Below are 19998 nucleotides of genomic sequence, written 5' to 3' on the forward strand. Positions count from 1 at the left end.
GCGCGTCCGGCGGGGAATGAACGGCCCCGCCGGGTGGTTCCCCTCTCTGGGCGGTCCCGCGCGGGACCGTCCAGAGCCGAGACCACGCGAAGGAGCCCCATGTCCCACCAGACGCAGCCGAAGACCGAGGACTACGACCTCATCATCGTGGGGTCCGGCTCGGGCAACAGCCTCATCACCGATGAGTGGGCGGATCGCCGGGTCGCCATCGTCGACGGCGGCGTCTTCGGCGGCACCTGCCTCAACGTCGGGTGCATCCCGACCAAGATGTACGTCTACCCCTCGGCGACGGCGCAGCACGGGCTGGAGCTGGACCGGCTCGGCGTCGGGATGGAGCGCACGGAGGTCAGCTGGCCGGCGATCCGGGACCGCGTCTTCGGCAGGATCGACGCGATCTCCCGGGGCGGTCTCGAGTACCGCGAGGGGCTTCCGAACGTGGACGTCTACGCCGAGTACGCGCGGCTGGTCGAGCCCCGGGTGCTGGAGACCGCCTCCGGGGCGAGGCTGCGCGGCGAGCAGATCGTCTTCGCGGCCGGCTCCCGCAGCGTCCTGCCGGAGATCCCGGGCATCGAGCTCGAGGGCGTCCACACCTCGGACACCGTGATGCGGCTCGAGGAGCTCCCGCGCGACGTCGTGATCCTCGGCGGCGGCTTCATCGCCGCCGAGTTCGCCGGCATCTTCACCGGACTGGGCTCCCGGGTGATCCAGGTCAACCGCTCCGGGCGGGCCCTGCGCGACCATGACGCCGAGATCGCCGCGCGCTACGTCCGCGAGGCCGGCCGCCGCTGGGACCTGCGGATGAACACGCAGATCGGGCGGATCGAGCGGGCCGGCGAGCGGCTCGCGGTCACCTTGGACGCCGAGGGCGGCGAGGAGACGGTGGAGGCCGACGTCGTGCTGGTCGCCACCGGCCGCCGCTCCAATGTGGACCTGCTGGGCGCGGAGGAGGCAGGGCTCGACGTCGTCGACGGCGTGCTCGCCGCGGACCGGCACCAGCGGGTCCTCTCCGGCGGGGAGCCGGTCCCCGGCCTGTGGGCCCTCGGCGACGTCAGCTCGAGGACGCAGCTCAAGCACCTCGCCAACGCCCAGGCCCGCACGGTCTCCCACAACCTGCTCCACCCCGAGGACCTGGAGTCCACCGACGAGCGCTACGTGCCGCACGCCGTGTTCACCACCCCGCAGATCGCCGCCGTGGGCCTGACCGAGGAGGAGGCCGCCCGCGACGCCGCCCTCGGGGACTACGAGATCGCGATCAAGGTCCAGGACTACGGCGACGTCGCGTACGGCTGGGCGATGGAGGACCACGAGGGCTTCGTGAAGCTCATAGCGCGGCGGGACACCGGCGAGCTGCTGGGCGCTCACATCATCGGCACCGAGGCCTCCAACCTCATCCAGCCGCTGATCCAGGCGATGAGCTTCGGCCTCACCGCGCACCGGATGGCCCGGGGGCAGTTCTGGATCCACCCGGCGCTGGCCGAGGTGGTCGAGAACGCCCTGCTCGGGCTCGAGGTGCCGGGCAACTGAGGTCCCGCGGCGGCCGGGCGGGGCGCGGCGTCCCGCTTCCGGGCCCCGCGCCCGTCCTGCCACGGCCCGCGGCGGCCCGGCGCCCGGCCTCGTCCCTCAGGCCGTCCGCCCCGGCTTCCCCGAGGAGTAGATCTCCTCGATGACCTCGGCGTAGTCCTTCACGATCCGGGGACGGCGGATCTTCATCGAGGGCGTGAGATGCCCCGACTCCTCCGTGAAGTCCTGCGGGATGATCCGGAAGGCGCGCACCGACTCGGCCTTGGAGACCGTCTCGTTGGCGCGGTCGATGAGCTCCTGGACGGCCTCCCGCACCTCGGGGCGCTGGGCGGCCTGGGCGGCGTCGAGCCCCGGGTCCAGGCCGAGCCCGGAGAGCTGCTTCGGGAGGGTCTCCTCGTCGAGCGTGATCAGCGCGGCGATGAACGGCCGGTTGTCGCCGACGACGACGCACTGCGAGACCAGCGGCGAGGACCGGATCACGTCCTCGTAGGTGGAGGGGCTGACGTTCTTGCCGCCGGCCGTCACGATCATCTCCTTCTTGCGGCCGGTGATCCTCAGCATGCCGCGGTCCGTGAGCTCGCCCAGGTCCCCGGTCCGGAACCAGCCGTCTTCCGTGAACGCCTCGGCCTCGGCCTGCTCGTTCCGGCGGTAGTGGTGGAAGACCCCGACGCCGCGGACCAGGACCTCGCCGTCCTCGTCGATCCTCACCGCCGTGCCGGGCAGGGGCGGGCCGACCGTGCCGATCTGGAAGTCCTTCACCGTGCCCACCGTGGCGGGGGCGGTGGTCTCGGTGAGCCCGTAGCCCTCGAGGATCTTGATGCCGACGGAGTGGAAGAAGTGCCCCAGGCGCGGGGAGAGCGGGCTGCCGCCGGAGACGGCGTACCTGGCCCGCCCGCCCATCGCGGCGCGCAGCTTGCTGAAGACCAGCCGGTCGAAGAGCCGGTAGCGGGCAGCGAGCAGCGGCGGGACGCGGCGCCCGGACATCACGGCGGTCGACCACTCGACGCCGGTCCGCTCCGCCATGTCGAACAGCCTGCCCTTGAGCGAGCTCGCCTCGTGGGCCTTCGAGCGGGCGCCGTTGTAGATCTTCTCGAACAGCCTCGGCACCACCAGCAGGAAGTCGGGGGAGAAGGAGGCGATGTCCGGTACCAGCTGGGCGACGTCGGGGCTGTGGCCCACCGTCACCTCGGCATCGATGCACAGTACGTGGATGTAGCGGGCGAACACGTGGGCCAGGGGCAGGAAGAGCAGCGTCGAGTTGTCCCCGTTGGCCACCTCGGGGATCGCGAGGCGGGCGGCGCCGGAGAGGCGCACGAAGTTGCCGTGGGTGAGCTCGCATCCCTTGGGCCGGCCGGTGGTCCCGGAGGTGTAGATGATGGTCGCCACGTCCTCCAGCCCGGCGGCGGAGCGGGCCCGCTCCAGCCGCTCGTCGGAGACCTCGTGGCCCGCCCGCCTGAGCGCGTCCAGCGAGTCCTCCTCGGAGTCCTCCGCGTCGATCCGCCAGATCCTCTCCGCGGCGGCCCCCTGCTCCTCGACCGCCCGGCGGACCACGCCGGCGTGCCGCTTCGTCTCGACGAAGATCCGCGCGGCCCCCGAGTCGGTGAGGTTCCACGCCACCTGGGAGGGGGAGGAGGTCTCGTAGACCGGGACCACGACGCCGCCGGCGTACATCACGGCGAAGTCCAGCACGGCCCACTCGTACCGGGTCCGCGACATCAGCCCCACCGGGTCGCCGGGGGCGAGCCCCTCGGCCAGCAGCCCCTTCGCGATCGACGTGACCTCCGCGTGGAACTGCGCGGCGGTCACGTTCCGCCAGCTGCCGGGGGCGTCCTGGATCTTGAACAGCATCGGGTCGCGGCCCTGGCGGACCTTCTGCTCCAGCAGGTCGGTGACGTTGCCCTCCGGGTCGAAGCGCATCGGAAGTTCGACAGCGGTCTCCTGCATGAAAAGCCCTCCTGATCTGCCGCAGCGCGGCGTTGGGTTCACCGGCCGGCGGGGTGCCCGGCCCGGAGTCCTTCGTCGGCGAAGAACCTGAGTGAATTCTCGAAGATGGTCGGCGCGTCCCGGTCCAGCGTCGCGACGTGGAAGCTGCCCCGCAGCTCGAGAACCTCCGGGGGGCGCCCCAGGTGCCGCACCAGGTGGTCCAGGCTGCCCTGCGGCACCACGTGGTCCCGCAGCGACTTGAAGATCTGCACCGGCGCCGTGACGGCCGGTAGGGTCCGGCGGGTCGCGCGGAACAGCGCGTGCAGCTCTCCCGCGGCCCTCAGGGGGGTCCGCCCGTAGGCGCCCTCACTCCGGCCGGGAACGCTGATGTCGTCCCCCACGCCGTTCACCGTGGGCACCGCCGCGGCCAGCAGCCGGGCCACCGAGAGCAGGGGAGTGGGGGAGACGACGCCGGGGTTGACCAGCGAGACCGCGGAGACGGATCGCCGCGCGGCCAGGTGGAGGGCCAGGGCGCCTCCCATGGACAGGCCGGCGACGGCGACCCGCCCGGCGCGGCGGCGCAGCCGCCAGTACGCCTGGTCCGTCGCCTCGGTCCACTCCCGCCACGAGCGGGCGGCCAGGTCCTCGACGCTGGTGCCGTGCCCCGGCAGCAGGGGCAGCTCGACGGCGTATCCCGCCTCGGCCAGGGCCCGGCCCCAGGGGCGCATGCTGTGCGGGGAGCCGGTGAAGCCGTGCAGGAGCAGGACGCCGTCGGGCCCTCCCTCCCAGGAGGCCGGGGCGGTGCTGATCCCGGCGTCGGGGGTCCCCGCGGGCGCGGCGGCGCCGGACGCCATCGCGCTGACCGCTTCTGTGAGGTATCCCATATCCCCATTCTGTCACGAGGTCCGCCCGCCGGGGGGACATCCGGGGCGCAGCTCGTCGCCGTCAGCGGATAGGCTGGGCGGAGGCGTCGCGGACGGCAGCGTGGCCTCCGGCGTCGTCCGGCCATCCCCATACCCGAAAGGGAGCCCGCGTGCTGTACATGTTCCTCAAGAGATGGGTGATCGGCCCGGTCGTCGAGCGCGTCTTCCGCCCGGAGGCCGAGGGGCTGGAGCATCTGCCCGCCTCCGGGGGCGCCATCCTCGCCTCCAACCACCTCTCCTTCTCCGACTCGGTCTTCCTCCCGGTCTCGGTGCCGCGGCAGGTGTACTTCCTCGCCAAATCGGACTACTTCACGGGCAGGGGGCTGCGGGGCCGGGCGGTCGCCGCCTTCTTCCGGGGCATCCAGCAGATCCCGATGGACCGCTCGGGCGGCAGCGGCAGCCAGGCCTCGCTGGGCGCGGCCGCGGAGGCCCTCGCGGAGGGCAAGGTGCTCGGCATCTACCCCGAGGGGACGCGCTCCCCGGACGGCCGGCTCTACCGGCCCAAGCTCGGCGTCGCCCGCCTCGCGCTGGAGAGCGGCGCGCCCGTGATCCCCGTGGCGATGGTCAACACCGACGGCGTCCAGCCGGTCGGCTCGCGGCTGCCGCGCCGGCGGGGCCGGGACGGCCGCAGGATCGAGCCGGTGCGCACGGTGCTCGGGCCGCCCGTGGACCTCTCCGGGTACGCGGGCCGGGGCACCGGGCACGCCGTGCAGCGGGCGGTGGCCGACGAGATCTCCGCCGCGATCCGCGAGCTGTCGGGGCAGGAGTACGTGGACGTCTACGCCTCCACCGTGAAGTCGCTCATGGAGGGGCAGCGGATCGCGGACGCGAAGCTGGCCGTGGCCGAGCTGCTGGAGCGGGCCAGGAAGCGCACCCAGGAGACCGTCGAGACGGCGAAGGACCGGGTGGAGACGGCGAAGGACCGCGTGGCCCCCGCCCTGGAGCGGGTGGAGGAGAGGGTCAGGGAGCTGCGGCGCCCGGACCAGGAGGACGGCGGGGAGGGCCCCGAGGGGCGCTAGCTCACTCTGTGAGCAGAATGACGCGCGACATAGGTGCGGCGTCCGACATGTCCGTACACTGTACCCATGGTGAATCAGACCCAGACCGCGCTGCACAGCATGCCCACCGAACCCGCTCCTCCGGCCAAGGACTATCCGGGCCTCGACGAGTGGCGGGAGCGTGCCGTGGACCAGCAGCCGACCTGGGCGGAGCACCCCGACTTCGGGCGCGTCATCGGCGAGCTGGAGTCCGTCCCGCCGCTGGTCTTCGCCGGCGAGGTGGACAAGATGCGCCAGCGCCTGGCCGACGTCGCCGAGGGCAGGGCCTTCTTCCTGACCGGCGGCGACTGCGCGGAGACCTTCGAGGGCGCGACCGCCGACCGCATCAGCGGCCGGGTCCGCACCCTGCTCCAGATGGCGGTGGTGCTGACCTACGGCGCCTCCATGCCGGTGGTGAAGATGGGTCGCATGGCGGGCCAGTTCTCCAAGCCGCGCTCCTCCAACCTGGAGACCCGCGACGGCGTGACCCTCCCGACCTTCCGCGGCGAGATGGTCAACGGCTTCGACTTCACCGAGGAGTCCCGCGTCCACGACCCGAACCGCATGGTGCAGGGCTACCACACCTCGGCGTCGACCCTGAACCTCATTCGCGCCTTCACCACCGGCGGCTTCGCCGACCTGCGGCTGGTGCACGCCTGGAACAAGGGGTTCGTCTCCAACCCGGCGCACGCCCGCTACGAGACGATGGCGCGCGAGATCGACCGGGCCATCATGTTCATGGACGCCTGCGGCGCGGACTTCGAGGCGCTGAAGAGCACCGAGTTCTACGCCGGCCACGAGGCGCTGCTGCTGGACTACGAGCGGGCGCTGACCCGCATCGACTCCCGGACGCACCTGCCGTACGACACCAGCGCCCACTTCCTGTGGGTCGGGGAGCGCACGCGCGGGATCGAGGACGGGCACGTGGACTTCCTGTCCAAGGTCCGCAACCCGATCGGCGTCAAGCTGGGGCCGAGCACCAGCGTGGACGACACGCTGCGGCTGATCGACAAGCTCGACCCGGAGCGCGAGCCCGGCCGCCTGACCTTCATCACCCGGATGGGCGCCTCCAAGATCCGGGAGAACCTGCCCGGCCTGGTGCAGGGCGTGCGCGACGCCGGGGCGAAGGTCGTGTGGGTGACCGACCCCATGCACGGCAACACCATCTCGGTGCCCTCCGGCTTCAAGACGCGCCGGTTCAACGACGTGATCGACGAGGTCCGCGGGTTCTTCGAGGTCCACGAGGCCCTCGGGACCTTCCCGGGTGGCATCCACGTGGAGATGACCGGGGACGACGTCGCGGAGTGCCTCGGCGGCTCGGACGCGGTGGACGAGGCCGCCTTCGCCGACCGCTACGAGACGCTCGTCGACCCGCGGCTGAACCACATGCAGTCCCTCGAGGTGGCCTTCCTGGTCGCCGAGGCGCTGGCCCGCCGCTGATCCGGCCGCGCCGGCCCGCCGCGGACCGGCTCCGCGCCCGCCCCGGCACCCGCCCCTTCACGGGCGGGTGCCGGGGCGGCATCGTGTGAGGCGGCCTCCGCCGAGGGCCGGCGGCCCGGCGATCAGCCTCGCGGTTCAGCCGCCCGCGGAGACCGCGGCCCCGGCGGAGCCCGCGGCCCCGGCGGAGCCCGCCACGGCTCCCGCCTGCCCCACCTGCTGGGCGAGGATCTCGACGCCGAGCAGCCATCCCAGGTAGCCCGCCGTGCAGGCGGCGAGGACGAAGACCAGGAGCCAGACCCAGCCCCGGTGCTGGCCGCCGCCGCCGAGAGTGTGCAGCGGCACGGCCGGATCGTGCGGCGCCCGGGCGGAGGCCGGCAGGGGCGCGGGCTGCTCCCGCACCGCGGCGGTGCGGCCGGGGGAGAAGGCGCGAGTGGCGTCGTCGAGGCCCCGGGCGGCGGCGACGCTCTCGGTGGGGCGCTCCTCCGGCCCATCGGGAGCGCGGGCGCCCGGTGCGTCACCCGGGGCGTCCGCGGCGGGGGGCGGGCCGCCTGGCAGGGACGCCGCGCCGGTCATGTCGTCGGGGGAGACCGCCACCGTCGGGCCGGTGACGGGGTCCAGCGCGGCGTCGTCCTCCTCGGGCGGGACCCGGCTTGCTCCGGCGGAGGCGCGGCCCCCGGTCTCCCCGGCCCCGCCGCGCTCCGGCGAGCGCGGCATCTCCGGCAGGTCCACGGCGGCGGTGTGCGAGTCGGTGCTCAGGACGCTGAACAGGTCCCGGGCGTCCTCCCGGTAGCCGGGCGGGCGCAGGTCCAGGGCCTCGGCGTCCAGGTCCTGCGAGATGTGCAGCAGCTCTCCCAGCAGGTCCTCGGCGTGCTGCGGGCGGTTCTCGGGGTCCTTGTCGCAGCACCAGGCGATGACCTCGGCGATCTCGGGGTCCAGGCCGGGGAAGCGGCGGCCGATGTCCGGCATCGGGTCGTTCACGTGCGCCATCGAGACCGCGTAGGGGGTCGCGCCGCGGAAGGGCGGCACCCCGGTCAGCATCTCGTACAGCACGATCCCCACCGAGTACGTGTCCGCCGCCGTCCCCGCAGGCTCCCGCTTGACCAGCTCCGGGGCGATGTAGTTGGCGGAGCCGACCAGCGTCATGGTCGAGGACTCCGCCTGGACCTGCCGGGTCAGCCCGAAGTCGGTGACCTTGACCGAACCCCGAGGGGAGACCAGGACGTTCTCGGGCTTGACGTCCCGGTGGACCAGCCCCGAGCGGTGGGCGGCCGCGAGCCCCCGGCTCAGGGGGACGGCGACGCGGAGCATCTCGCGCACGGTCATCGGCGAGCGGCGCTTGACGAGGTCCCGCAGCGTCGCGCCGTCGACCAGCTCCATGACCAGGAAGGCCAGCGGGGTCTCTCCGGACTCGTCCAGCCCCTGGTCCCACACGGCCACCACGTGCGGGTCGGCGATCGCGGCCGCGGCCCGTGCCTCCTCGGCGAAGCGTCGCGCCGTGACGGCGTCGGTGCTGAGGGTCTCCTTGAGCAGCTTGACGGCGACGGGCCGGTTCAGGCGCTCGTCGAGCGCCCGGTAGACCGCGCCCATGCCGCCGCGGGCGATCAGGTCGCCCAGGACGTAGCGGCCTTCGAGGGTGCGACCCGTGTGGGGTCCCGGTGCCGTTGGTCTCATGACCCTCGATTCTAGGCGATGTCGCGGCGCGCGCCGGAACGGGCCGGGCCTGGTCTACGCTGGGAGCGTGAGTGCAACAGAAAAATCCGCAGAGCTCTTCGATCTGGTACAGGACTGGATCACCATCCCCGACATCGCCGAGACCCTGGACCTCAAGGTCACCCGGGTCCACACCCTGATCTCCGAGCGGCAGCTGCTGGCCGTGCGCGACGCCGAGGGCGTCCGGCGCGTCCCGGCGCTGTTCATGCGCGAGGACCGGGTGCTGGAGTCCCTCAAGGGCACCCTGATCGTGCTGGCCGACTCGGGCTTCTCCGACGAGGAGGCCATCAGCTGGCTGTTCACCGAGGACGAGTCGCTGCCGGGACGTCCCATCGACGCCCTGCACGACGGCCACAAGACCGAGGTCCGACGCCGGGCGCAGGCCCTGGCCTGGTAGCACCGGCGGCCGCCCCGCGGGCGGCCCCGCCGCGAGAGCGCCCCTGAGCCGGGCCGGCCGGCCCGGCTCAGGAGGCGCGGCGCAGCGCCCTGGAGGCCATGACCTCCAGGGCGCGCCTGCTCTCCGCGTCCGTCTCGATGCGCTGCAGCGCGGCCCGGACCTGGCGCTCTGTGGTGTCGATGATGCGCTCGACCTCGGTCAGCGCACCCGTGGCCCGGATGGCCTCGCGCACCCGCTCGATGCCGGCGTCGTCGAGGGCGGGATCCCCCAGCGCCTCGTCCAGAAGGGCCGCCTCCTCGGGGCCGCCGCGCTGCTCGGTCAGCGCGGTCAGCACCGTGCGCTTGCCCTCCCGCAGGTCGTCCCCGGCCGGCTTGCCGGTGAGCTCGGGCTCGCCGAAGACGCCGAGGACGTCGTCGCGCAGCTGGAAGGCCTCGCCCAGCGGCAGGCCGAAGCCGCGCAGCTGGCGCAGCAGCGGCTCGGCGGCCCCTGCCAGCGCCGCCCCGATGGCGAGCGGGTGCTCGCAGGAGTACTTCGCGGACTTGAAGCGGATCACGGTGCTCGCCCGCTCCAGGGCGGTGGTCGGGTCCTCGCCGCCGATGGCCTCGGAGAGGCCGTCCAGGTACTGCCCGGCCATGACCTCGGTCCGCATCGTGTCGAAGATCCGGCGGGCCCTCCCGCTGGCCGACTGCTCGGTGCCGATCGAGGCGAAGACCGCCTCGGAGAAGGACAGGCACAGGTCCCCGGCGATGATCCCGGCCATCTCGCCGAAGCCGCGCGCATCGTGGCGCCAGCCCTCCGCCTCGTGGACGGACTGGAAGCGCCGGTGCACGGAGGGGCGGCCGCGGCGGGTGTCGGAGTGGTCGATGATGTCGTCGTGGATCAGCGCCGCCGCCTGGAACAGCTCGATGGCGGCCCCGGCCCGGACGATCGCCGGGGCCTCGGGGTCCCCGCCGGCGCACCGCCAGCCCCAGTAGGCGAACAGGGCCCGCAGCCGCTTGCCGCCCCGGCACAGGTCCTCGATGGCGTCGATCAGGGGCAGCGCGTCCAGGGACACCTCGGTGAGCATCAGCCGCTGCCGGGTGGTGTGGTCCAGCAGGGTCCGCTCGACCGATTCGACGTACCTCTGCTCCTGCTCGCTGAGGGCGGCGTCGGCGATGGCACGGGGGGCTGGGGAGTTCACGGGCGCGTTCCTCGATCTCCGGGTCCCGCCCGCACGCGGCACCCGGGAATAGTTATGGGCTGAGCACTGCTCTTCAGTGTAGGCGAGAGCGAGAGGGAGGGGGTAGACGGCCCGTGGCGCGGACGGCATCGGATTTCAGGGACCGGGTGATCCTGCACGTCGACATGGACGCGTTCTTCGTCAACGTGGAGCTGCTGCGGCGTCCCGAGCTGAGGGGGCGGCAGGTCGTGGTCGCCGGCTCGGGGCCGCGCTCGGTGGTGCTCTCCGCCTCCTACGAGGCCCGCGAGCTGGGGGTGGGCTCGGCGATGCCGGTCTCGCGCGCCCGGGGGCTCGCCCCGCACGCGGTGTACATCGAGCCCTCCCACGGCGGGTACCGCGACTACTCGCAGCGGATCATGGAGGTCCTGCGCTCGGTCACGGACCTGGTGGAGCAGGTCAGCGTCGACGAGGCGTTCCTCGACGTCACCGGCTCGCTGCGCCGCCTCGGCGGGCCCGTGGCGATCGCCCGCGGCATCCGGCGGGAGATCTACGAGGCGACGGGCCTGGTCGCCTCCATCGGGGTGGCCGGCAACAAGTTCATCGCCAAGATGGCCTCGACCGGCTCCAAGCCCGACGGCCTCTGGCTCGTCCCCGACGACCGCATCCTCGACTTCCTCGACCCGCTGCCGGTGCGCCGCCTGTGGGGAGTGGGGGAGAAGACCGCGGCCAACCTCGACGACGCCGGGCTGCGCACCTCCGGGGACGTGCGCGGCGCGGGCCTGGACTACCTCCGGCGCCGCCTGGGCCAGGCCGCCGGGACCCACCTGCACCAGATCGTCCGGGGCATCGACGAGCGACCGGTGGTGGTCGAGCGGACGGAGAAGTCGATGGGGGCGGAGCACACCTTCACCTACGACACCGACGACCTGCAGGAGATCCGCGCGGTGCTGCTGCAGCTGAGCCACGACGTCGCCCGGCGGCTGCGGCGCTCGGGGCGGCGGGCGCGCGGCGTCGCGATCAAGGTCCGCGACCGGGACTTCAGGACCCACAGCCGCTCCCGTGCGCTGGACCAGGGGATCACCACCGGCCGGGAGGTGTACGAGGGCGCGGTGCGGCTGCTGACGGAGATGGGGCCGCTGCCCTCCCGCGTCCGGCTCGTCGGCGTGCGGGTCGAGCGCCTGGACGAGGGCGACGCCGGCCGGCAGCTCTCGCTGTGGGACGGCGACGGCTCGGCCGGCCTGCACGCCGCGCCCGAGTGGGACGAGGCCGAGAGCGCGATGGACGTGATCCGGGAGAGGTTCGGCCCCCGGGGCCTGCAGCCGGCCCGCCTGGTGAGGGGCGGGGTGAAGCCCCGTTACGGGCCGGACGGCGGTTCCGGCGCCTGTGAGGATCCGTACCCCGTGTCCGATGAAAACGAGGCCTAAAACCACTATCCTTAAGAGTACGGAGACGTCGGCCCGCACCTTGTAAGGCGGCTCCACGGGAAGAGGAGAAGATCATGCCCCTATCTGAGCGTGAACAGAAGTTGTTGGAGCAGCTCGAACAGCAGCTCAACACCGAGGATCCCAAATTCGCCGAGAGCATGGAGGGGGAGACCCACGGTCCCGGCACGGTGCGGCTGCCCTCCGTCCGGCACATCGTCCTGGGGGTCGTGGTCGCCGTGATCGGCCTGGCCGCCGTCATCGCCGGAGTCGCGAGCAAGCTCATCGTCATCGGCGTGGTGGGCTTCGTCATCATGGGGGCGGGCGTCTACCTGGCGACGCTGGGCAAGAAGCGCGAGGCGGGCAATCCCGGCCGGGCTGAGCGGGGAGGCGGCTCGGGGCAGCAGTCGTCCTTCATGTCCCGGCTCGAGCAGCAGTGGGACAAGAGGCAGGGACGCCCCTGAGCGTGAGCGCTCCCGCGCGCTGATCTCCGTCCCCTCGCACCGCAGACCGGTGGCCGACGCCTGAAGGCGTCGGCCACCGGTCTTTTGTCATGCGCGCCCGGTCCCCGCCGCTGGCTCCCCGTCACTGGCTCCGGCGTCCGCGCCTCCTGGGAAAACCCACCGAAAATCCCTTCGGTGGAGTTCATCGTGGTCTGTGTGGTGCGGAGTGGAGTAAAGTGGAGCGCACGGGAGCGGTATAGCTCATATCTCGCCCGGACGCATCGGTTGTCGGCCCCCTGCCAGTCACGGAGGTGATGAGTTGTTTCTCGGAACCTACTCGCCTCGTCTCGACGACAAGGGCCGCCTCATCCTCCCGGCGAAGTACCGGGCCGAGCTCGCCGAGGGACTGGTGCTGACGCGGGGGCAGGAGCGCTGCCTCTACGTGTTCAGCCAGGCCGAGTTCGAGAAGGTCCACGAGCAGATGCGCCAGGCCCCGATCTCCTCCAAGCAGGCGAGGGACTACATCCGCGTCTTCCTCTCGGGCGCCTCGGACGAGGTGCCCGACAAGCAGGGCCGGGTGACCATCCCGCAGGCCCTGCGGGACTACGCCGGCCTGGAGCGGGAGCTGGCGGTCATCGGGGCCGGGTCCAGGGCCGAGGTGTGGGACGCCGGAGCCTGGGAGGCCTACCTGGCGGAGAAGGAGAACGAGTTCTCCGAGACCGACGAGGAGGTGCTCCCCGGCGTGCTGTGATCTCTGGTTCGTGATCTCCAGCCGATGCTCCCGCGGTGTTTCCTGACTCATCTTCCCCTGAGGCAGGCGGCGGCGGGGAGTGTTTGGATGGGGATCAGGTACGAGAGATCTGCCCAGGGCCAGGTGCGGCCCGTGACCCGATGGACGAAGAGACGAAGATGGAGGCCGAGGCCCGCGATGCAGACCTCTGAGAATCAGCGGCCGGCGCAGGAGCGCCACGTTCCGGTGATGCTGGAGCGGTGCGTGCGCCTGTTGGAGCCCGCGCTGACGGCGGAGTCCCCCGTCGTCGTCGACGCGACCCTCGGCATGGGCGGGCACAGCGAGGCGCTGCTGGAGGCCTTCCCCGCGCTGCGGATCATCGGCGTCGACCGGGACCCGCAGGCGCACGAGCTGGCGGGGGCCCGCCTGCGCCGCTTCGGAGAGCGCTTCATCCCCTTCCACGGCGTCTACGACGAGATCCCCGAGGCACTGGAGCAGGCCGGGTGCGCCGCGGCCGACGGCGTCCTGTTCGACCTGGGCGTCTCCTCCCTGCAGCTGGACGAGCGGGAGCGCGGCTTCGCCTACTCCTACGACGCGCCGCTGGACATGCGGATGAACGCCGAGGACGAGCTGACCGCCGAGCGCATCGTGAACGAATATGACGAGGGGCGCCTGCGCCGGGTCCTCAAGGAGCTCGGTGAGGAGCGCTTCGCCGGGCGAATCGCTAAAGCTCTAGTTGAGGTTCGTCAGGATCACCGGATTTCCAGGACCGGAGAGCTGGTCGAGATCCTCACCCGTGCCGTTCCGGCCGCCGCACAGCGCACCGGAGGTCACCCGGCGAAGCGGACCTTCCAGGCGCTTCGCATTGAAGTTAATCAAGAGCTTGAAGTTCTGACCCGCGCGGTCCCGGCCGCCCTCGACGCGATCCGCATCGGGGGGCGTGTCGTGGCCATGAGCTACCACTCGCTCGAGGACAGGATCGTCAAGAGGGCGATGACCAGCCGCGCGGTCTCCTCTGCTCCCAAGGGGTTCCCCGTGGAGCTCGAGGAGCACCGCCCGGAGCTGAAGATCCTGACCCGGGGGGCGGAGCCGCCCACCGCGGAGGAGATCGAGGCCAACCCCCGCGCCGCCTCGGCCAAGCTGCGCGCTGCAGAGAAGATTCGCGACACTAGGACGGCAAGATGAGTGCAGAACCCCGGCACCCGGACTCGGAGACCGAGAACGGCGCGCCCAGCGCTCTGCACCTGACGGCGGTCAGGGAGCGCGGAAGCCTGCGGGTCGTGGGCGCCAGCGAGCCGGCCGCCGAGCCGCAGGCCCCCGCCCAGGAGCCGGCGGCGCGCCCCGCCCTGGCGCTCGCCCCCGCCGCGCGGCGCCGGCGCCGCATCCCCGCGATCATCGCCACCATCCTCGGCGTGCTCGCGGCCCTGGGCTTCGTGCTGCTGCTCAACATCTCGATGTCCTCCAACCAGTACGACCTGGTCCAGCTGCGCAGCGAGCAGCGGACGCTGATGGAGGAGAACCAGGCGATCGGCCAGGAGATCCAGTACCAGCAGGCGCCCCAGAACCTGGCGATCAGGGCCTCGCAGCTGGGCATGGTCGCGGCGACCGAGCAGGGCCAGCTCGACGTCGGGGACTCCTCGCTCTCCGGCGAGGCCAAGCCGGCCGAGCCGCTCTCCGAGGACCGCGAGGAGGCCGAGCACTCCGGTCAGGTCAACCTGATCGACCCCCCGAAGGACAGCGACACCGACGCCGCCTCGGAGGCCGAGAAGCGTGCCGCCGAGCAGGAGAAGTCGGAGTCCGGCGATGACGGCGCGTCCTCCGGCGGCTCCTCCGACTCCGGCGATGGCTCGAATGGCGGATCCGACGGGGGCGGGGCCTCCTCGGACCAGGGGGCCGCGGGGAACCAAGGGGCGTCCGACTAGCACAGGCCGTCCGGCACGAGGCCGCGCGCCCGTGCCGGACGGCCGGTCACGCGCGCCCGGGGACACGTTCTACACTGGGGTCTCGCCGCCCGCGGGCGGCGTCGCGCCCCATCACGAGCTGAGGAAGAAGAGGAGCCTGTGGATTCAACGGAGGACCGCCCCGGAGGGGCGGGCGAGCAGGGCGACGGCGAGGCCCGGGACGGCTCCCGGACCGAGGCGTCCGGGGCCGCGGCAGGACCCGCCCAGGGCATCCTGCGCCGCAGCTTCCTCGGGATCTCCGCCTTCCTCGCCGTGCTGGCCGTGCTGGCCGGCCGCCTCTTCTACGTCCAGGCGATCGACCCCACGGGCCGGGCAGAGGAGGCGCTCGAGAAGCGCCGCCGCACCCAGATCGAGCCCGCCCTGCGCGGGGAGATCCACGACGTGAGCGGCGCGGTCCTGGCCCGCTCCATCCAGCGCTACAAGATCATCGTGGACCAGACCGCGGTGACCACCTTCTCCCGGTACAACAACGACGCCCTCGAGGAGGTCACGCCGGAGGAGCTGGTCTACCAGCTGGCCGACCTGCTGGACCTGCCGGACCGCGAGGTCATGGAGGCCCTCGACGGGGACAGCAGGTACGCCGTCGTCGCCGAGGAGGTCACCCCGGACGTCTACAACGCGGTGATGGACCTCGGCGCGGACGGCATCCTCTACGGCGAGGCGGTCTCCAAGCGCAGCTACCCGGACGGCTCGGTGGGCGGCTCCGTCGTCGGCTTCCTGAACTCGGAGGGCGCGGCCGGCGGCATCGAGCAGCAGTTCGACGACGACCTGGCGGGGGAGGACGGCGAGCGCTCCTACGAGATCAGCGCCGACGGCATCCGCATCCCCGTCGGCGAGGACCTCAACCGCCCCGCCAGGAACGGCAAGACCATCCGCCTGACCATCGACCGGGACATCCAGTACTTCGCGCAGCAGCAGGTCCGGGCCCGGGCCGAGGAGCTCGACGCCGAGTGGGGCACCGCGGTGGTCCTGCGCGTCAGCGACGGGGCGGTCCTGGCGCTGGCGGACTCGAGCACGATCGACCCCAACGACCTCGACGACGCCGATCCGGGCGACTTCACGCCCCGCGCCGTCGCCAACATCACCGAGCCCGGCTCGACCGAGAAGATCCTCACCGCCTCCGCGGTGATCGACGAGGGGCTCTCCCAGCCCACCAGCGTCTTCGACGTGCCCGCCCAGCTGCGGATCGACGGCGAGCTGATCACCGACTCCTTCGACCACGGGGACGAGCGGCGCACCCTGGCCGGCATCATCGCCGACTCCATGAACACCGGGACCGTGCTGGCGGGCAAGCAGCTGAGCAGGCAGCAGCGCTACGACTGGTTCCGCAAGTTCGGCGTCGGCACACCGACCGGCATCGAGCTGCCCGGTGAGGGCCAGGGGTTGTTCTCGGAGCCGGACACCTGGGACGTGCGCCAGCAGTACACCGTGCTGTTCGGCCAAGGCGTCTCCCAGACCCCGCTCCAGAGCGTCATGGCCTACCAGGCGATCGCCAACGACGGCGTCAAGCTCACGCCGAAGATCGTGGACTCGGTGGTCGACGTCGACGGGACGGAGGAGGATCGCCCCGCCCCCGAGGGCAGCCGGGTGGTCTCCGAGGAGACGGCCCGGAAGGTGCGGGAGATGATGGAGGTGGTCGTCACCGAGGGCGGCGCCAAGGAGGCGGCCGTTCCCGGCTGGCGGGTCGGCGGCAAGACCGGCACCGCCGAGGCCCCCGCGGACGACGGCAGCGGCTTCGACGGGTACACGACGTCGTTCATCGGGATGGCCCCCATCGACTCCCCCGAGTACATGGTGGCGGTGGTCATGCACCGCCCCCAGGGCGAGGTGACCGCGATCGGCACCACGGTGGCGTTCTCCCGCATCATGCGCAACGTCCTGGAGCACTACAGGGTGCCGCGCTCCACGGGCGACCCCGTGGAGATCCCCAAGTTCGCCGACGGTGAGGGCGACGACGAGGGGCAGGGGTAGCCCGGCACGGCTAGAATCGTCTCGATCATGGGAGTGACCACCCGCTTCACGCTCCGGCGGAGGATCCCCGAGACCACGTGCCAGGAGCGTAGAGTGTCCACGTCCACCCCGCCAGAGAAGGAAGTCCCAGATGCCTCACGAGGAATCGCCGGCCCATCTAGCCCCCGGCGCTGAGCCGGCCGCCGGAGCGGCCCCGGGACGTCCGGAGGAGCGGTCCCAGGGCACCGCGCAGACGCTGCGCCCCGCCTCCGTCCCGGCCCGCACCCTCGGGGAGCTCTCGGACCTCATCCGCGGCTGGGGCCGCGCGGCCGAGCTGACGGGCCCGGCCGGGACCGAGGTCAGCGGGGTCAGCATGGACTCCCACGACGTCCAGGCGGGGGACCTGTACGTGGCGGTCCCGGGATCCAACGTCCACGGCGCCCGCTTCTGCCCGGACGCGCGCGAGCGCGGGGCGCGGGCGGTCATGACCGACGCGGCGGGCGCGGAGATCCTGCGCTCGCTCGGCGTCGGGCTGCCGGTGATCCTGGTGGAGCGGGTCCGCGAGATCGTCGGGCCGCTGGCCGGCCACGTCTACGCGAGCCAGCCCGCCTCCGCGGCCCAGCAGCAGCTGTTCGCCGTCACGGGCACCAATGGCAAGACCACCACCACCTACATGATCAACTCCCTGCTCGAGGCGCTCGGGCGCACCACCGGGCTGATCGGCACCATCGAGATCCTGGCCGGCGAGGACCGCATCCCCAGCCGCCTCACGACGCCGGAGTCCACCCACGTGCACTCCCTGGTCACGGTCATGCGGGAGCGGGGCATCACGGCGATGTCCATGGAGGTCTCCTCGCACGCGCTGGACTACCGCCGGGTGGACGGGCTGGTGTACGACGTCGCCGGCTTCACCAACCTCACCCAGGACCACCTCGACCAGCACGGCAGCATGGAGGCCTACTTCCGCAGCAAGGCCCAGCTCCTCACGCCCGGTCACGCGCGCCGCGGCGTCGTCATCGTGGATGACGCGTGGGGCGAGGCCATGGCGGCCTCGGCGCGGGAGGCCATGGGCGAGGACGCCGTGGCGACGCTGGCGACCGGCCGGGGCGCCGGCGTCGAGGGCGCTGGGAACTCCGAGGGGCCCGACGCCGACTGGACCCTCTGCGAGGTCACCCCCGCCGGCATCGGCCACCGCTTCGCCCTGCGCCACCGCGACGGCCGGGTCCTGCGCTCGGAGACCGGCATGCCCGCCGCCTTCAACGTCTCGAACGCCGCGCTCGCCCTGGCCATGGTGGCCGAGTCCGGCGCGAGCCACGAGGCGCTGACCGCCGCCCTGCGCGAGCCCGGCTGCCTGACCCCGGCCGTGCCGGGCAGGATGCAGGTCATCGCCCGGCGGCCGGCCTCGATCGTGGACTTCGCCCACAACCCCGACGCGCTGGAGCGGGCCCTCGAGGCCGTCGAGCCCGCCGAGGGCTCGGGCGGCCGGGTGATCGTCGTCTTCGGCGCCACCGGCCAGCGGGACCAGCTCAAGCGCCCCCTGATGGGAGCCATCGCCGCCCGGCACGCCGACGTCGTGATCGTGACCGACGACGACCCCCACCACGAGCCGCCCGGCCCCATCCGCGCGGCGGTGGAGGACGGCGCCCGGCGCGCGAGCCAGGAGGGCGCCCGCGCCCGGCTGATCGAGAACGTCGCGCCGCGCGCCGCGGCCGTCCGCCGCGCCGTCGAGCTCGCCGAGGACCGGGACGCGATCCTGCTGGCGGGCCGCGGCCACGAGACGCATCAGGACGTCGCCGGGGTGGACGAGGCGCTCGACGACCGTGAGGAGCTGCGCGCCGCCCTGGCGGAGCGCGCGGCCCGGATCCCCGGAGGTACAGCATGATCCCCCTGACAGCACAGCAGATCGCCGACGCCGTGGGCGGCAGGCTCGTCGGCGTCGCGGACGCGGACGGCGTCGTCTGCACCTGCGCGACCACCGACTCCCGCGAGGCGGGCCCCGGCTGCCTGTTCATCGCCAAGCCGGGCGAGGCCACCGACGGCCACCGCTTCATCGGCGCGGCGGCCGCGGCCGGCGCCGTCCTGAACCTCGCCGAGCGGGAGACCCTCGACGAGGCGGGCTCCCCGAACCCCTCGGTGCTGGTGGACGACGTCGTCCTCGCGATGGGCCGGCTGGCCCGCGAGGTCCTGCGCCTGCTGCGCGCCGCCGGGACGGTGACCGTGCTCGGCATCACCGGCTCCGCGGGCAAGACCACCACCAAGGACCTGCTCGCGGGCATCCTGGGGGAGCAGGGGCCCACGGTCGCGCCGGTCGGCTCGTACAACGGCGAGGTCGGGGTCCCCCTGACCATCTTCCGCGCCGACCACTCCACCCGCTACCTCGTGATCGAGATGGGGGCCAACGCCGTCGGCAACATCCGCTACCTGTGCGACATCGTGGCGCCGGACTACGGGGCCGTGCTCAAGGTGGGCACGGCGCACGCCGGCGAGTTCGGCGGCGTCGAGAACATCGCGCTGACCAAGGGGGAGCTCGCGGAGGGCGCCTCCGCCGGCGTCGCCCTCAACGCGGACGACCCCCGGGTGGCCCCGATGGCCTCCCGCGCCGGCGCGCCCGTGGCGTACTTCGGGGTGCGCGGCCGCCACGTGACGGACCGGCTGGCATCCCCCGCGGGCGAGGCGTCCCTGGTCGAGGCCCGGGACCTGCGCACCGACGCCTCCGGCTGCCCCTCCTTCCGCCTCGTCCTGCCGGGCGGGGAGGAGCACGAGGTGGCCTCCCAGCTGATCGGCGAGCACCACGTCTACAACCTCCTGGCCGCCGCGACCCTCGCTCACCTCGTCGGGGTCCCCGGCGAGGCCGTGGCCCGCTCGCTGAGCAGCCAGCGGGCCGGCAGCCGGTACCGCATGGAGCGCACCGACCGCCCCGACGGCGTGACGGTGATCAACGACGCCTACAACGCCAACCCCGAGTCGATGGCCGCCGCCCTGCGCACGCTGGCCCAGATGGGGCGCGACGCCGAGCCGCCGCGCCGGACCTGGGCCGTGCTGGGCGCGATGCTCGAGCTGGGCGAGGTCTCGGTGGCCGAGCACGACAAGCTCGGCCGCGACGTCGTGCGCCTGAACATCGCCCAGCTGATCGCGGTGGGCCCCGAGGCCCGTCCGGTCTACAACGCGGCCCTGCTGGAGGGCTCGTGGGGCGAGGAGGCGATATGGGTGGAGACCGCGGAGGAGGCCGAGCGCGTCCTCGAGGAGAGCCTGCGGCCGGGGGACATCGTGCTGCTGAAGTCCTCGAACGGCGCGGGCCTGCGTTTCCTGGGCGATAGAGTTGCCCAGAGCCCGGCGGGAGACACCCGGCCGGACCAGACCTCCATGGAAGAAAGGCGCTAAGC

At 72.8% G+C, this 19998-nt stretch carries 16 protein-coding genes; 12 read left to right on the forward strand and 4 right to left on the reverse strand.

Going from position 1 to position 19998, the window contains the following annotated elements:
* Positions 1-99: 99 nt before the first annotated feature.
* The gene (locus EWV39_RS05515; protein WP_129657591.1) at positions 100-1524 is read left to right on the forward strand and encodes a mycothione reductase; all 1425 of its coding nucleotides are present in this window, start codon (positions 100-102) and stop codon (positions 1522-1524) included.
* 96 nt (positions 1525-1620) lie between these two features.
* On the opposite strand, the gene EWV39_RS05520 is transcribed toward EWV39_RS05515, so the two are convergent.
* Together EWV39_RS05520 and EWV39_RS05525 are read right to left on the reverse strand one after the other, a co-directional pair.
* Positions 1621-3465, reverse strand: a complete 1845-nt coding sequence (locus tag EWV39_RS05520; protein ID WP_129657593.1) for an AMP-dependent synthetase/ligase — start codon at positions 3463-3465, stop codon at positions 1621-1623.
* Between the two features lie 38 nt (positions 3466-3503).
* Positions 3504-4328 (reverse strand): alpha/beta hydrolase, encoded by an 825-nt coding sequence (locus tag EWV39_RS05525; protein ID WP_202864900.1) that lies wholly within the window; start codon positions 4326-4328, stop codon positions 3504-3506.
* Between the two features lie 158 nt (positions 4329-4486).
* Between EWV39_RS05525 and EWV39_RS05530 the strand changes: the two genes are divergently transcribed.
* Together EWV39_RS05530 and EWV39_RS05535 are read left to right on the forward strand one after the other, a co-directional pair.
* The gene (locus tag EWV39_RS05530) at positions 4487-5386 is read left to right on the forward strand and encodes a lysophospholipid acyltransferase family protein (protein ID WP_238148223.1); all 900 of its coding nucleotides are present in this window, start codon (positions 4487-4489) and stop codon (positions 5384-5386) included.
* A gap of 99 nt (positions 5387-5485) precedes the next feature.
* Positions 5486-6844 carry a class II 3-deoxy-7-phosphoheptulonate synthase gene (locus tag EWV39_RS05535; RefSeq protein ID WP_238148225.1) on the forward strand — a complete coding sequence of 453 codons (1359 nt, stop codon included), beginning with the start codon at positions 5486-5488 and terminating at the stop codon, positions 6842-6844.
* 135 nt (positions 6845-6979) lie between these two features.
* On the opposite strand, the gene EWV39_RS05540 is transcribed toward EWV39_RS05535, so the two are convergent.
* Positions 6980-8515 carry a protein kinase domain-containing protein gene (locus EWV39_RS05540; RefSeq protein ID WP_129657599.1) on the reverse strand — a complete coding sequence of 512 codons (1536 nt, stop codon included), beginning with the start codon at positions 8513-8515 and terminating at the stop codon, positions 6980-6982.
* Between the two features lie 67 nt (positions 8516-8582).
* Between EWV39_RS05540 and EWV39_RS05545 the strand changes: the two genes are divergently transcribed.
* A complete protein-coding gene (locus tag EWV39_RS05545; RefSeq protein WP_129657601.1) occupies positions 8583-8951 on the forward strand; it encodes an Rv2175c family DNA-binding protein in 369 nt (122 codons plus the stop codon).
* A 67-nt stretch (positions 8952-9018) separates the two neighbouring features.
* On the opposite strand, the gene EWV39_RS05550 is transcribed toward EWV39_RS05545, so the two are convergent.
* Complete coding sequence (locus EWV39_RS05550; protein ID WP_238148106.1) at positions 9019-10131, reverse strand: polyprenyl synthetase family protein; 1113 nt, start codon at positions 10129-10131, stop codon at positions 9019-9021.
* 113 nt (positions 10132-10244) lie between these two features.
* On the opposite strand from EWV39_RS05550, the gene dinB reads away from it, so the two are divergent.
* From dinB to EWV39_RS05590, 8 genes are all read left to right on the forward strand, one after another.
* Positions 10245-11534, forward strand: coding sequence for a DNA polymerase IV (gene dinB, locus EWV39_RS05555; RefSeq protein ID WP_238148111.1), 1290 nt, complete (start codon positions 10245-10247; stop codon positions 11532-11534).
* Positions 11535-11608: 74 nt separating this feature from the next.
* The gene (locus tag EWV39_RS05560; RefSeq protein WP_129657603.1) at positions 11609-11995 is read left to right on the forward strand and encodes a DUF3040 domain-containing protein; all 387 of its coding nucleotides are present in this window, start codon (positions 11609-11611) and stop codon (positions 11993-11995) included.
* A gap of 298 nt (positions 11996-12293) precedes the next feature.
* Positions 12294-12725: a division/cell wall cluster transcriptional repressor MraZ gene (gene mraZ / locus EWV39_RS05565; protein WP_129657605.1), complete on the forward strand. Its 432-nt coding sequence runs from the start codon at positions 12294-12296 to the stop codon at positions 12723-12725.
* A gap of 177 nt (positions 12726-12902) precedes the next feature.
* Positions 12903-13889 carry a 16S rRNA (cytosine(1402)-N(4))-methyltransferase RsmH gene (gene rsmH, locus EWV39_RS05570; RefSeq protein WP_129657607.1) on the forward strand — a complete coding sequence of 329 codons (987 nt, stop codon included), beginning with the start codon at positions 12903-12905 and terminating at the stop codon, positions 13887-13889.
* On the forward strand, positions 13886-14626 hold the full coding sequence (gene ftsL, locus EWV39_RS13795; RefSeq protein WP_165313175.1) for a cell division protein FtsL: 741 nt from the start codon (positions 13886-13888) through the stop codon (positions 14624-14626). The genes rsmH and ftsL overlap by 4 nt, the downstream gene beginning before the upstream one ends.
* 138 nt (positions 14627-14764) lie before the next feature.
* A complete protein-coding gene (locus EWV39_RS05580) occupies positions 14765-16636 on the forward strand; it encodes a peptidoglycan D,D-transpeptidase FtsI family protein (RefSeq protein ID WP_238148112.1) in 1872 nt (623 codons plus the stop codon).
* A 130-nt stretch (positions 16637-16766) separates the two neighbouring features.
* On the forward strand, positions 16767-18497 hold the full coding sequence (locus tag EWV39_RS05585) for a Mur ligase family protein (protein ID WP_129657609.1): 1731 nt from the start codon (positions 16767-16769) through the stop codon (positions 18495-18497).
* On the forward strand, positions 18494-19996 hold the full coding sequence (locus EWV39_RS05590) for a UDP-N-acetylmuramoyl-tripeptide--D-alanyl-D-alanine ligase (RefSeq protein WP_129657611.1): 1503 nt from the start codon (positions 18494-18496) through the stop codon (positions 19994-19996). Before EWV39_RS05585 ends, EWV39_RS05590 begins: the two co-directional genes overlap by 4 nt.
* Positions 19997-19998: the final 2 nt, after the last annotated feature.

The organism is Rothia halotolerans, assembly GCF_004136635.1.
Taxonomy (GTDB): domain Bacteria; phylum Actinomycetota; class Actinomycetes; order Actinomycetales; family Micrococcaceae; genus Rothia; species Rothia halotolerans.